Below are 12,884 nucleotides of genomic sequence, written 5' to 3' on the forward strand. Positions count from 1 at the left end.
TTCGCATATGGATGTGTCACCCCCTCGCCACCTGAAAGCCCGCAAACAGCCGCGTCAGGCCCGCTCGACCTCTACGATCGATGCCATTTTCGAAGCGACTATTCAGGTTTTGATCGCCGAGGGAACGCATCGGCTGACCACCACGCGTGTGGCAGAGCGTGCAGGGGTCTCGGTCGGCACAATGTACCAATACTTTCCACACAAGCAGTCCCTGCTATACGCACTCAACGAACGCTATCTGGACAGATTGGCGGAACGCGTGGAAATGACTTGCTGCACACAACATGGCCGACCAACCGGCGAGATGGTCGAGGCGCTCATCACCGCCTACTGGGAAGCAAAGACGGAGCGCAGCGATGTCACGCGCGCGCTCTATAGCTCTGCGGTCGAATTGGACAATGAGGCGTTGATTGATGCTTTCGCCAAGCGCATGGATGCCGCGACCAAGGCGATGCTGTTAAGCGCCCCAAATGCTCGCTACAACGATATCAGTCTCGTCAATGTCACGCTTCTTTCCGTCATCTTCGGAACCGTCAGAAACGTCTTCGAACGCAACCTGCCTCCATCGGAACAAAATGCCATTCGTGATGAGTTGAGGCGCATGTGTCTCGCCTATCTCGCCATGGCAGGCGGTGAGGTGTTTCCGCCCACCCAAGCCGCTTGAGGGAGCCTGCCAATGCTGCGAGACATGAGCGACACGTTAGCCTTTGTCGAGGTTGTGGAGCGGGGTAGCTTCACCGCCGCGGCAGAGAGCCTGAGAACATCCAAGGCGCGGATCAGCAAGAAGGTCCAGGATCTGGAGGAGCGACTGGGCGTGAAGCTGCTCCACCGGACCACGCGGAACATACGGTTGACGGAGGCGGGATCGATCTATTTCGAGCGATGTCGTGATCTTGCTCGCCTTATCGGTGACGCGGAGAGTGCGGTCGAGCAGGTGCATGGCAAACCCTCTGGGTGGTTGAGGGTGACGGCGCCGCATTGGCTGGTCACCAAGGCTCTCGCCCCGCTTATGGTCGGGTTTCGAGAGGCCTATCCGGAGGTCAAGCTGCAACTGTTGCTCGACCATGACGTCAAGAATATCGTGCACGAGGATATCGATGTCGCCTGCCGCCTGTGGAACGGCCCCATGCCCGATTCCAACCTCGCCGCCCGTCGCCTGGCCGACATTCAGACGGGCCTTTACGCTTCGAGGCAATACCTTCAACAGCACGGAGTCCCTGAACATCCGTCGCAGCTGAAAGACCATGCCTGTCTGGTGACGCAGTTGTTTTATGGCAGGCCTCAGCACTCATGGCCTCTGACAAGACAGAGCGAGGTCATGGATTTCCCGATCAACCCGGCGGTTGTCGCAACAGACCCGGAGGCCCTGTTCGAATTTCTGATCCGGGGACAGGGCATTCAGCTGACCAATCCGCACCTCGTCCACAACGCTGCGGAGGCCGGCGACGTCGTCCGAATTCTCCCTGAATGGTCCGGACCCAGCGCCACATTGTATGCCGTCAGGGCCGGTGGACGCGTCCAGCCTCTCAAGGTGAGATCCTTCATCGACTACCTGAGCGAGAACCTCGAAAACGTGCTGCGGCTTAGCTGAGCGGCGTCTCTGCACCCTTCCTCATTGTAATCGAATCGCTGACAGCGCGATCAGGGTTCGGCGCCTAATCGCTCGAACGACCACCACTTACTTTCATCCCGTAATCGCCGCGCGCATCGAACTGGCGCTGCTCGGTGACAATGGATGAAGGATTTATCATGAATAGCGTAACACGACGAAACGTCCTCAAGGGGGCGTCCATGCTGGCCACAGTCGCGGCCATTTCGGGAGCCCCTTCCCTCACTTTCGCGGCTGCCCCCAAGCAACACTTTCAGTCGCCCGGTTTCTACAGAATGGCTCTGGGCGATCTGGAAATCACGGCTCTCTCGGATGGCACACTGCCGCTCCCTCTTCCGGAAATGTATCGTGACGTGACCGCAGAGCAAGCCGCTCAACTGCTGCGCGCAGCTTACCGTGACATTCCGACTGACACATCGGTCAACGCCTTCCTCGTCAATGACGGCGAGCGTCTCATCCTCATTGATGCTGGAAGTGGGAGCTACTTAGGCGCGGAAGCCGGGCATCTGTTCGCCAACCTGGAAGCGTCGGGCTACAAGGCCTCTCAGATCGATCATGTTATTCTGACCCATGTCCACACGGATCATTCCGGTGGTCTGGTTCGGGACGGGAAGCTCGTCTTTGAGAACGCGACCCTGCATGTTCCCGCGCGTGAACTTGAATTTTGGCTGAAGACCCCGGCCGAGGCGCGACCGGAAGGCTTGAACCAGCAGCTGTTCCAGGAGGCAGAGGAGTGCCTTCGGCCGTATCTAGAGCGGGGTCGAGTTGAAGTGTTCCAGGATGATGATGAGGTGATTTCGGGTTTCCAATCGATCCTACGCCCTGGCCATACTCCGGGCCACAGTTCGATCGTGGTTGAAAGCGGCGGCAAGAAACTGGTGTTCTGGGGCGATATCACCCATGGCGATATCGTTCAGTTCGAGCAGCCTGAGGTGACCATCGAGTTCGACGTGGATCGTTCGGGGGCGGTGCGATCCCGGCGCGAAGCCTTCGCCGAAGCCATCGCGGATGGCTATCTCGTCGCCGGCGCGCACATCGCCTTTCCGGGGATCGGCAATGTCCTCAAAGAAGGCGAACACTTCGACTGGATGCCGGTGAACTATTCCGATGGTGAAGCTGGGATGGTCAGGTAAGAGCCTGACGACGCAAACAGCTCGGGCACGCGCCCTCACCTGTTTGACCGCAGAGGGGCTGACGTCTCTCTGCGGCCTTGCACTGACTTGGCTTAGTGTTCGTAACACGGCGTCCTCTCGCCCAAATGCGTGACATTTGCGCTCGGCCGATTGATCGGGACGGAGACAATTCTGTCGTCGGGATGCCGATGACGGAGCCGGGGAAGCTGTAGCACTCGACTGCCAGGCGGCACCTTGAAACCTCCGACGATGTGACCCGGTCGTAACACAGGCGTCACAGAGCATCCGTAAGTCGGGCCCGCATTCCAGTCAGCTTAGGAAAGATTGACGTGACCTTATTTAAGACACTCATACTGTCGACCGCCCTGCTGGGCGCCCTCACGACACATGCAAGTGCGGCCGATCTGCCGGCCCCGCCTTCCGGATTGGGCCGGACCGATACCGCACCGGCTTTGAACGCTGTCCCCGCCTATGCCGATACGGGAGCAACGAACCAGCGTGGCAAGGCATGCATGGCGACGCTGGAGACGAATGCCGCGGTTCGGCTCCTCTCCGGTTTTCTTGATATCTGGACCCCAGTTACCCCCTTCGTTGATGCCGATGTCGAAGCTCCCGCCGAAGGCAATTGCCCCGCGATCGCAAAGGCGCCGTGGGACGGCATTCCAGGCAGTACAACTGATGGCAAAGTCATCGAACAGACAGTCCATGCCCACAACATCGCCTATGTGGTTGAAGCCACGCGCGCACGCACGACCGAGCAGGCGGTTCAGGCCTATCTGGACGATCGGCGTGGCAAGAACGCCTCGCTCGTCGATGGCCTTGGTCCATTTGCGGACATTTGGCGCGAAGGCGCCAAACAGGTGACCACGATCACGGAGGTCGCCCCTGATGCCACGAGCGTAAAATATGAAGATGAGGGCAACAATCGTGGTGTCGGAAGCAAGGCGGACGCTGACAAGGGCACGCCTGCCAATCCCGATCTCGGCCTGGCGGTCGATCTCCTCGACGCAGTCGGGGTTGATGCATCGACGGAACCGGCCAAACGCTACTTCAAATACGCCCGCCCCTGGCGCTGGAGCACCGATGTAGCGGTCCTGCCGACACTGGAGCCTGCAAAGAGTGACACCCCTGCCAAGGATGGTGGATATCCCAGTGGCCACACTGCCGAGGCGTGGCGAGATGGGCTGACGATGGCTTATCTGGTCCCGGAACGTTTTCAGGAAATGGTCACGCGCGCAGTCGAACTCGGTGACAGTCGCATAATTGCGGGCATGCATTCGCCCCTCGACGTCATTAGTGGCCGGATGCTCGGCACGGCAGCCGTGGTCTACAACCTTAACCGACCTGAAAATGCCGAGTTGAAGCAGACCGCCCGCGATCAGTCACGCTCCTGGCTCATGAGCAAGACCGGGGCGGAGAACCCGCTCGATTTGGTTCGCCTGGGCCATGCGAGCTCTGCCGAGGAGGACCGCTTCGCCGACTGGTTGTCCAATGCCGCCTACATAACTCCGCGCCTTACCTACGGCTTCAATCGGGTCGGTATGACCGACAAGCCCGCTGTCGTTCCGAAAGGGGCCGAGGTGGTCCTTGAAACGAGATTGCCATATCTGTCGGCCGAACAAAGGCGTGTCGTCCTCAAGACGACCGCACTCCCTTCGGGCTATCCCGTCATGAACGACGCAGAAGGTTATGGACGACTGGACTACTTCCGAGCTGCCGATGGGTTCGGTGCATTCGACGGCGATGTCACCGTGACCATGGACCACAGCCAGGGTGGTTTCCACGAACTGGACACATGGCGTAACGACATCTCCGGTGAAGGCCGGTTGACGAAGGCCGGTACGGGAACGCTCGCCCTTGCCGGAAAGAACACGTTTTCAGGCGGCACGATCATCGAGGTCGGAACCTTGGTTGCCGCCTCGTCATCCGCTCTGGGTACCGGTGACGTTTATCTGGCTGACGGCGTGCTCGCGGTCGGACCCGAAGGCCTCAAACTCGGCGCCAGGTTCAGTCAGGAAAGCGGTGGGACGCTGGCCGTCACATGGAGCAACGCTGAAAGCAGTGGCCTCGACGCCACGGGGGCGATTTCGCTCGCTGGCGGGCGACTTGAGGTTGCTCTGGATTCGGCGGCCACATCGGCAAAGGGTTCAGCCATCACCGTTATCCGGGCCGGCGCAATTGCTGGGAAGTTCGACTCGGTCACACTTGATGGGCAAATTGCCCAGGTCAGCTACGACGAGAACACCGTCGTTGTTTTCGTGCCCAACTGAGCAAGAGAGAATAAGGGCCACACTAAAGTGGCCCTTATTCCTCACATTGTAGAGTACCTAAATGTAAATGCGTCGAACCAGAGGGATCGACTGTGAGGAGGTTCCACCGAAACAAACCGTAACATAACGACATGCCCGCCACGAGCCGTTCGTGGGATGGAGTCGGTGTATGCACGGTCCAAAGGCGACTGCCGGCGACCCCCCGTGCCAATCCACCGGAGCACTCATGTCTTATCTGAAAAAAATCAATCGACGTTCTCGTTCAAACGTCCTCGTTCCAGGCATGCTGGGGGTCATTCTAGCCGTTGTCGGCACTGGCTCGATCACGCGTGCCGCAGACGATGTCTCAGCAGAAGCGGCCCCAGAACCACCCTTCGATGCGGAGCGTTTCGACGGTGGGACGGACAGAAACTGGAGCCTGATCATCGGCGCCGGAGGCAGCTTTGAACCGGAATACGAGGGAGGCAAGGATTTCAAGCCGAGCCCTTTGCCAGTATTCTTGTTCACCTATGGCGAGTGGCTTGAGATCGACCCCACAGGGGTTACCATCACCGCATTCGAACACGAAGGGTTCGAGCTTGCCGGACGGGTCGGCTACGAAAGCGGCCGCGACGAGGATGATGGCGACCGTCTCCGCGGACTGGGAGAAATCGACTTCGCCGCAACCGTCGGAGGCAAGGCGTCATATTCGTGGAACGGCCTCGAACTCTATGGAACCATCGACCAGACGATAGACGGAAGCGAAAGCCTGATCGGCACGATCGGCGCCGAATACAAGGCTCCTGTCACCGAACGTCTGATCCTCGGTGCCGGCGTCGAGGCGGTTATCGCAAACGACAAGCACATGGCAGCCTATTTCGGCGTCAACGCGGATCAGTCAGCGAAATCGGGACTTGCGGAGTATGAAGCGAAAGCCGGTCTTAAGCGTGTCGATGTATCGGCCTCCGCGACGTATCTCTTGACCGAGAATTGGCTGGTGAAAGGGGAAGCCGGCGTCGGATTTCTGACAGGTGACGCAGCTGATAGTCCAATCGTTGAGGAAAAGGTGCAGCCATCGGTGTCGCTCTTTGTGGGCTACAAGTTCTAAGTCCGCCCAACTCTAAACAGGAGCCGGGTTGCCTGCCCGGCTTCAATTCCTTGCGACAGCCATCGCCCTTCATTGGGGGACGGCCGTCTGCGGCGAACCGATACTGAGGTCGGCATCTATTTACCCGATGGCCGGACCGAACGGCGCGTCTCGCGGCACGGGCTAAGGTCGCAGGCGGCACGGCTCCACCTTCGAAGCCTGCTCAGGTCAGCCAGTCAGGGCCAAGCCACCCTGCCGATCGATTTCCCTCCTGATCTCGACAATGAGTCCGTCGAGAGCCGAATTTCGCGACCTGCGTGCCCGGCGAATAACATAGGCCAGCGATGGCGGCGCAGGTAGCCGATCGGTCACAAGCTGCATGTTGCCATGGACATGACGGGCGCTCAGCAATGCCACCCCCAATCCAGCGTTGACGGCGGACACGATGCCTGCAGCGCTTGAACATTCGAATACCGTTTCGAGAAGCGCCTCATCGCGGCCGATGTCCAATGCCCATTGTCGGTAGAAGCACTCGCCATGGAACGAGAGAAAGGGAACCGGTGCATCCGACTGGATCGTCAGCTCCGGATGTTTCACCCAGTGAAGGGTCTCCTTGTAAAGGATGACGTCTGATGGTCGAACTTCATGGTCGAAGATCTGCACCATGGCGGCGTCCAACTCACCGCGTTCCAGCATGCCGCGGAGGTTCATACTCATATGCACCTTTGTCCGGACGGAGACGTTCGGGTGGAGGCGCCCGAAACGGCCAAGGATGCGCGCAAGGTCGCTACAGGCCGTGTCTTCGGTCAGACCGAGCAGAAGTCTTCCGGCGAGCGGCGTCTTTGACAGGCTCAGCAACGCCTCATCGTGAAGTGCAAGGATTCGGCCAGCATAGTCCAGGAGTTCCTGGCCAGCGGGGGTGAACATGGAAGCGCCCGCCTTGCGGCCCAGCAACTCACAGTCAAGGCTCAGCTCCAGGCGCCGGATCTTATGGCTGACCGCGGATTGCGAAAGCCCCAAGACAGACGCTGCCTTGGTGACACCTCCATGGTGCTTGATTGCGCACAAGGCCCTCAGTGCATCGATTTCGAGGCGGCGACTGTTCAACTCGATCATTGTCCCATCCATCTGGCTGCCCCGTCTCAATAACACAGGCGATAGGGATCATGACATCAGTCAGGAGATTGTCATGCAGCCATCGATATTTGTCATGAGCTTCCATGCCGCCTTGCCTCTAGCGATGATGGCAGTTCACCTGATCGAGGCACCATGACAAATCCCGCCAAAAGCGACACGACCGCGCGACACCACCCAATGTTATGGCCAGTGCTTGCCACGCTTTTGATCATCGGATGGAGCTCTGGATTTGTCGGCATCCGCTATGCCAGTCAGGAGGCGAGCGTCATTCTACTGCTCTTCTGGCGCACATTGATTTCAGGAATGATCCTTCTGCCTTTCGCCCTGGCTATCGGGCCGAGGATCTCACGCAATGCGCTGAAAGGTCAGGCGCTTTTCGGCATCATGTCGGTCTTCCTTTACCTTGGAGGCTTCGCGCTTGCCATCGAGCAGAAGGTGTCAACCGGGTTGGTGGCCCTTATTGCCGACCTTCTTCCGCTCGCCATTGCCGCCCTTTCACACCCGGTACTCGGCGAACGGCTGACCGCGCGGCAATGGCAGGGCACGGCGATTGCAGTTACCGGCGTGTTGATCGTGTCCTTGGACAGTCTGAGCTTCGGAACCGCCCCGGCTTGGGCTTATGGGCTGACGATCGCGTCCATGATCATCTTCGCAGGCGCCTCCGTTCTCTACAGAAGACGCAAGACACCGCATATGCCCGTCCACCAGAGCCTTTGCATACACATGCTGACGGGTTCCGTGCTCTTTGGCCTTTGCGCTTGGACACAAGGCAGTCTTGTCCCTCCGATCAGCTCAGAATTCGCCATCGGAATGGCCTGGTTGGTGTTGATCGCGACCTACCTCGCCTATGCGGTCTACTATACCAGTCTGCGGCTCTTTCCCGCCGCCAAGGTCAGTGCCGCGATCTACCTCAGCCCGCCTGTCACCATGCTATGGGCCTGGATGCTCTTTTCCGAGCCTTTGACCTTGACGATGGTCGCCGGGCTGGCAGTGACATTGGTTGGCGTATGGATGACGTCCCGGGACTGAGGAATGACCGAGGGACACGCCTTCACACTCGCCGCAGGACGAGCGTCATGTGCCGCACAATCCGGTCAATTCAAAGGCCAAACTTCTTCAATGCCCCACGGCCAGCCGTAAAACCAGTTGCGCACGGCATTTTGGTGCAAGAGCGCGTGCCCTCAAAACGGCAAGGTTACGACCACCGGCAAAAGACCGGTTTCCTGCCCAACCTTCAGCAATTCGATCCCGATCCAAGCCAGGATGAAGACGACCCCATCTCTCAAGCTTGCCAATGCCGGTCCAGAGCTTAGCGGCAGAGTATCGCTCTCACGCCAAAGAGAAAAATCTGGCCAAAATCGCGGGACGGCCTGTCTGTATGCATGGAAGCGGTGACCGTAACGGCTGGAGAGATAAGTTTCTTCGCCGCGTATTGCCATCTCAAAGGCGAGATAGGCGCAAAGGACGAAGGCTGACATCGAGATCAGGCTGCCGGTTAGGAGGCCAACGCCGGTGATACCTGTCAGACTGAAGACGTAAAGGGGATTGCGGGTAATCGAGTACGGACCATAGGTGACAAGCTCTGAATTCTTCCGCCCTCCGATGTAAAGCAGCACCCAGGCCCTGCCCGCTATCGCGACGAAGATGGCGGTAATGCCCCACATCTCGAAGAATGGGCTCAAGACCGGCAAGGGCGGAGGCGCTGCGGTAACTGCCATGGCACCGAACCCCATGGCGGCTGCGACCCGGAGAGCATTGATGCGATAGTGCTGAAGGAAGGGAGGTTGGACATCGTTCATGGCGAGACCTAGAGAATGGTAAGGGAATGCTCACCTCTCATGTCCATCGGCGGTTGGGCGTGACGATATGTTGCCTCATGTTACGTCATGCTGAGAAAGATGACCGGCTTACCGTGCTGAGCGACATTGCGGCTGCGCGGGGTTGAGCAGACGTGTTCCGCTCCTAGGTGACGTGATCGGAAAATGCGCTGGCCAACCGGAGCGGACACTATCAACCTGACACAGTGCACGAGCCGTGTCCCCAACCTCAAGCGCCTTCGCGCCGGCCCGTTGAAGAAGTCCTGACAGATGAAGTCGCATGCGGACTTCGGTTACCGAGGGCCGGCCGACTGAAGCCTTAGCAACAAGCCGCAACACTTCGTCACAAGTCACAACGCCGTCGCAGCCCTGCCGAGCCTATGAACTGAAACAGTTCAAAAGGAGCCGTATCATGGTCGCGATCATTTGCATGAAATGGGGAAAAGAATTCACCGCCCACCACGTCAACACGCTATACGCCAGCGTGCTGCGAAACATGGAGGAACCCTTCACGTTTGTCTGCCTGACGGATGATGACCGCGACCTTGCAAAAGGCATCTTGGCATTGTCCATCCCGGATCTCGGGCTTCCCGAAGAAGCCTGGCGCCGGGGGTGTTTTCCCAAGCTCGCAGTTTTTGGTCCTCACCTTTTTCCACGTGAGGATGTCGTCCTGTTTCTTGATCTCGACATCATGGTTCTGCGCCCCCTTGCGCCATTCATTGCCGTGGTCCGTGCGCGTCAGCACCTTGTTTTGCAAAGAGAGTGGAATCCCATGCTTTGGAGCCTTCTCCCGCAATGGCTCCGGCCCGATCGGGGCGGCCAATCCTCCGTCTTTGGCTTTTGTCCATCCAAGGTTGGCCCGATCTATGAACAGGTTCAGGCGAATGCCGAGACCATGTCGAGCAGATTCAGAAACGACCAGACGTACCTGACTGAAAAGGTCAGCGATCGGAGTTATTGGCCGGCTGGTTTCTGTGTCAGTTTCAAGAGAAGCTGCGTCAGGCTCTTTCCGCTCAACCTCCTGCTCCCAAAGGTCCGGAGGCCGCAGCTGGCCAAGATTGTTGTCTTCCATGGAAAGCCTCGGCCATGGGAAACGCTTGTCGAACCTGGGGAGCGGTGGGGAACGAAACGGCGTTTCGGCAAAGGCCCAGTAGCCTGGATCGTCAGTTATTTCGCTCTGGCAGATGTGATCCTGAAGGCTCTGGAAGCCGGAGGCTCGCAAGAAGCCTACAAGCGCCGATGGGGTGCCGATCGGCGCAATCGCGCAATCTGCGGAAACAACGCGATCATCTATCTTCCAGGACCAGAGGCGCGGGTGCCTGGGACTGATCCAGCCGCATAACAAGTCCTCTACCACAGGGCAAAAAGCCCGCGACAGATGGCCACCAACAACCGTTCAAGCTCTTCTCCTCACAGGCAGCGGGAGCGCTTGCCCTCCGCGAGGTGGATGACACTCCGATTGATCTCGAGCGATGGAGCTCTCCATGCAGTATGACACGATAATCGTCGGCGGCAGTTTCGCCGGACTGACGGCAGCCCGATATCTGGCTCGGGCGCGCAGACATGTATGCGTCCTGGATCTCGGCGATCCCCGCCATCGCTTTTCAGCCCAGCCGACAGGTATGTGGAGGCGGGACGATGACAATCCACACAGTGTCCTGCAATCCCTGTGGGACGAGGTCGCGACTTACCCGACGGTCACGCTTCTTGCCGAAGCAGCCGTCAAGGTCCAGGCCCAGCAGGAGGATTTTGTTGTCACGAATTGGTCTGGCGAGCATATTGCCGGAAGACGGTTGCTTCTCGCATTCGGCGTCTCCGACAACTTACCAGACATACCGGGTCTCGCAGAACGGTGGGGTGTATCAGTCCTTCCATGCCCAGATTTTCATGGCTTCAATTACGATCGGAAACCAGTTGGCGTCTTGAACGCCTCTCCACGGTCCCCTGAACAAGCGATGCTCTTGTCGGAATGGTGCCCGACGACCCTCTATCTCGATGGCAGCGGATGCGACGCGTCGATGAGAGAGGCCCTTGAGCGACGCAAGATCCGTATTGAGGCGGCGCCGGTCAGACGCCTAGCCGGTGATGGATGCAATCTGGCGCGGATCTATCTTGCAGACAACCAGGTTCAACCACTCGACACGCTGTTTCTTACCGCGTGCCATCAACTCAACAGCTCGATTGCTGAAGAACTGGGATGTGCGATCGAAACCGGCCCGCTCGGGCAGACCATCGCAGTCAACGGTCAGCACATGACTAGCATTCGCCATGTCTATGCTGCGGGAGACATCTGCAGAAAAACAGCAAACATGACCCTGGCCTGCGCAGACGGCATGACAGCGGCGATGGCGATCCACCACTCGCTGGTCTTCGAAACGAACGCGACAGAGTTTGCGTGAACGATGGAGCAGCGAGATCCTAAGCCTTAGGGTTGGGCGACATCATGGAAAAGAGTATCGGCTAAAGCGAAGACAATGTGCCACGCCCCCGCGCCTCTCACGTGAACGGCAGCTCGAGACGGACGCAGAGGCCGTGGGGCATGCGATCAATGAGATGAAGTCGACCTCCATAGGCCTGAACGATCTCGGCCACGATCGACAAACCAAGCCCAAAACCGTCATTGGGTCCAGTTCTAGCCGCATCGGCCTTGAAGAAGGGCTCCAGTATCCTTTGCTTGTCTGCCGCCGAAACGCCCGGACCGTCGTCCGATAAGTCGATCGTCACGCCATTGCTACTTTGGCGCAGTTCGACCAGAACCGACTGGCCAAATTTGGTGGCGTTGTCACAAAGGTTTGTGATTGCTCGTGCCATGGCAAGTGGGGGGCAATGGACAATCAGCCGGTTCGGCCCTCGATATTCGACATTGAAGCCGACATCGGCGAATTCTGTGCACACTGTCTGCACCAAACTACCCAAATCCGTGCGCTCGATCGCCTCCCTGCGATGACTGTCACGCAGATAGTCGAGACTTTCTGTCAGCAGCCGATCGAGACGGCTGATGTCCGACAGCATCGCATCGCGGGCACTTCCATCGCCAAGCCTTTCAGCCCGCATCCGAATGCGCGTGAGAGGGGTTCGCAGATCATGGCTGATGCCCCGCAGCATTCTGGTGCGCGATTCAATCATCATGGAAATGCGGTTGCGCATGCTGTTCAGAGCTCTCGCCACTACGACGATCTCGCGGCTACCACGCTCCTCGAAAATGGGGGCCTCGTTGTTGAGGTCGGCGTTTATTGCGGCATGAGAGATACGCCGAAGCGGTAGCATGATGGACCAGATGGCGAACGAGCAGAAGAGGAAGACCAGCGTCAGAATTGCCACGACATAGTAAGTTCCCTGACCGATAAAATCGCTGATAAACAAAATGTCGTTTGTCGCAACGGTCGAGACCAGCATCGTGGCATCATCGATCTGCGTGGCGACGATCCGCCTGTCTCCGAGAAAGGTGCGCCAACCGTCAAGAGGAACAATCCAATCGTCGGGAGGGAAAAGCCATTCGATGATCCTGTCGGAAAGGTGCTCCTTGGGCGAGGAAAACGCAAATTGGGCCCTCAGAGAGAGCGGCTCGATTGTGACATCCCAGCCTGAACGCCGAGTAGCGGCGATGATAGTCTCGCGCTCGTCTGGCGTGGCGCTTCTCAAGACAATAGCGAAGGAATGCAGCCGATCCGCGAGCTGCTCGATATCTGGTGTTTCGTAATCGTTCCGAAGCCAGCGTTCAACAATCGGCCCGGCGGTCACAACGATCAGCAGTGCCAGCACCACGATTACAACAATCTGCGCAAAGATCGTCTTCGGCGTGACCAAGAAAGGCAGCTTCATGAGGCCTCCATCGCGCGTTGACGTCGCGCC

The 12,884-nt window shown here is 58.5% G+C and carries 11 protein-coding genes; 8 read left to right on the top strand and 3 right to left on the bottom strand.

Annotation, left to right across the window (positions count from 1 at the left end):
* Window positions 1-7 precede the first annotated feature (7 nt).
* The 5 genes from BW978_RS18235 (at window position 8) to BW978_RS18255 (ending at window position 6,099) form a co-directional block, all read left to right on the top strand.
* Entirely contained in the window at window positions 8-664 is a 657-nt protein-coding gene (locus BW978_RS18235) for a TetR/AcrR family transcriptional regulator (RefSeq protein WP_076397249.1), read from the top strand.
* Between the two features lie 12 nt (window positions 665-676).
* Window positions 677-1,591: a LysR family transcriptional regulator gene (locus tag BW978_RS18240; protein WP_076397250.1), complete on the top strand. Its 915-nt coding sequence runs from the start codon at window positions 677-679 to the stop codon at window positions 1,589-1,591.
* A gap of 200 nt (window positions 1,592-1,791) precedes the next feature.
* A complete protein-coding gene (locus BW978_RS18245; RefSeq protein WP_244552001.1) occupies window positions 1,792-2,742 on the top strand; it encodes an MBL fold metallo-hydrolase in 951 nt (316 codons plus the stop codon).
* A gap of 329 nt (window positions 2,743-3,071) precedes the next feature.
* Entirely contained in the window at window positions 3,072-5,012 is a 1,941-nt protein-coding gene (locus BW978_RS18250) for an acid phosphatase (protein WP_244552002.1), read from the top strand.
* A 226-nt stretch (window positions 5,013-5,238) separates the two neighbouring features.
* Entirely contained in the window at window positions 5,239-6,099 is an 861-nt protein-coding gene (locus BW978_RS18255; protein ID WP_076397252.1) for a MipA/OmpV family protein, read from the top strand.
* A gap of 207 nt (window positions 6,100-6,306) precedes the next feature.
* Here the strand turns inward: BW978_RS18255 and BW978_RS18260 are convergent, their stop codons facing one another.
* Window positions 6,307-7,194 carry a LysR family transcriptional regulator gene (locus tag BW978_RS18260; protein WP_076397253.1) on the bottom strand — a complete coding sequence of 296 codons (888 nt, stop codon included), beginning with the start codon at window positions 7,192-7,194 and terminating at the stop codon, window positions 6,307-6,309.
* A gap of 153 nt (window positions 7,195-7,347) precedes the next feature.
* Here BW978_RS18260 and BW978_RS18265 point away from each other — a divergent pair, with 153 nt between their 5' ends.
* Window positions 7,348-8,244 carry a DMT family transporter gene (locus tag BW978_RS18265; RefSeq protein WP_076397254.1) on the top strand — a complete coding sequence of 299 codons (897 nt, stop codon included), beginning with the start codon at window positions 7,348-7,350 and terminating at the stop codon, window positions 8,242-8,244.
* Window positions 8,245-8,396: 152 nt separating this feature from the next.
* Here the strand turns inward: BW978_RS18265 and BW978_RS18270 are convergent, their stop codons facing one another.
* Window positions 8,397-9,014 (bottom strand): methyltransferase family protein, encoded by a 618-nt coding sequence (locus tag BW978_RS18270; protein WP_076397255.1) that lies wholly within the window; start codon window positions 9,012-9,014, stop codon window positions 8,397-8,399.
* 430 nt (window positions 9,015-9,444) lie between these two features.
* On the opposite strand from BW978_RS18270, the gene BW978_RS18275 reads away from it, so the two are divergent.
* Together BW978_RS18275 and BW978_RS18280 are read left to right on the top strand one after the other, a co-directional pair.
* Complete coding sequence (locus tag BW978_RS18275) at window positions 9,445-10,374, top strand: hypothetical protein (protein ID WP_076397256.1); 930 nt, start codon at window positions 9,445-9,447, stop codon at window positions 10,372-10,374.
* 142 nt (window positions 10,375-10,516) lie between these two features.
* Complete coding sequence (locus BW978_RS18280) at window positions 10,517-11,431, top strand: NAD(P)/FAD-dependent oxidoreductase (protein ID WP_076397403.1); 915 nt, start codon at window positions 10,517-10,519, stop codon at window positions 11,429-11,431.
* Window positions 11,432-11,528: 97 nt separating this feature from the next.
* Here BW978_RS18280 and BW978_RS18285 read toward each other — a convergent pair whose 3' ends face one another.
* Complete coding sequence (locus BW978_RS18285) at window positions 11,529-12,854, bottom strand: ATP-binding protein (protein ID WP_076397257.1); 1,326 nt, start codon at window positions 12,852-12,854, stop codon at window positions 11,529-11,531.
* Between the last annotated feature and the right edge of the window lie 30 nt (window positions 12,855-12,884).

This window comes from Rhizobium sp. RU33A, from assembly GCF_900156055.1.
Classification (GTDB): Bacteria; Pseudomonadota; Alphaproteobacteria; order Rhizobiales; family Rhizobiaceae; genus Allorhizobium.

Excerpts from the sequence above, each read along its gene's own strand:
- BW978_RS18235 (WP_076397249.1), top strand. The coding sequence starts at position 8 with ATGGATGTGTCACCCCCTCGCCACCTGAAAGCCCGCAAACAGCCGCGT.
- BW978_RS18240 (WP_076397250.1), top strand. The coding sequence starts at position 677 with ATGCTGCGAGACATGAGCGACACGTTAGCCTTTGTCGAGGTTGTGGAG.
- BW978_RS18245 (WP_244552001.1), top strand. The coding sequence starts at position 1,792 with ATGCTGGCCACAGTCGCGGCCATTTCGGGAGCCCCTTCCCTCACTTTC.
- BW978_RS18255 (WP_076397252.1), top strand. The coding sequence starts at position 5,239 with ATGTCTTATCTGAAAAAAATCAATCGACGTTCTCGTTCAAACGTCCTC.
- BW978_RS18260 (WP_076397253.1), bottom strand. The coding sequence starts at position 7,194 with ATGATCGAGTTGAACAGTCGCCGCCTCGAAATCGATGCACTGAGGGCC.
- BW978_RS18265 (WP_076397254.1), top strand. The coding sequence starts at position 7,348 with ATGACAAATCCCGCCAAAAGCGACACGACCGCGCGACACCACCCAATG.
- BW978_RS18270 (WP_076397255.1), bottom strand. The coding sequence starts at position 9,014 with ATGAACGATGTCCAACCTCCCTTCCTTCAGCACTATCGCATCAATGCT.
- BW978_RS18275 (WP_076397256.1), top strand. The coding sequence starts at position 9,445 with ATGGTCGCGATCATTTGCATGAAATGGGGAAAAGAATTCACCGCCCAC.
- BW978_RS18280 (WP_076397403.1), top strand. The coding sequence starts at position 10,517 with ATGCAGTATGACACGATAATCGTCGGCGGCAGTTTCGCCGGACTGACG.
- BW978_RS18285 (WP_076397257.1), bottom strand. The coding sequence starts at position 12,854 with ATGAAGCTGCCTTTCTTGGTCACGCCGAAGACGATCTTTGCGCAGATT.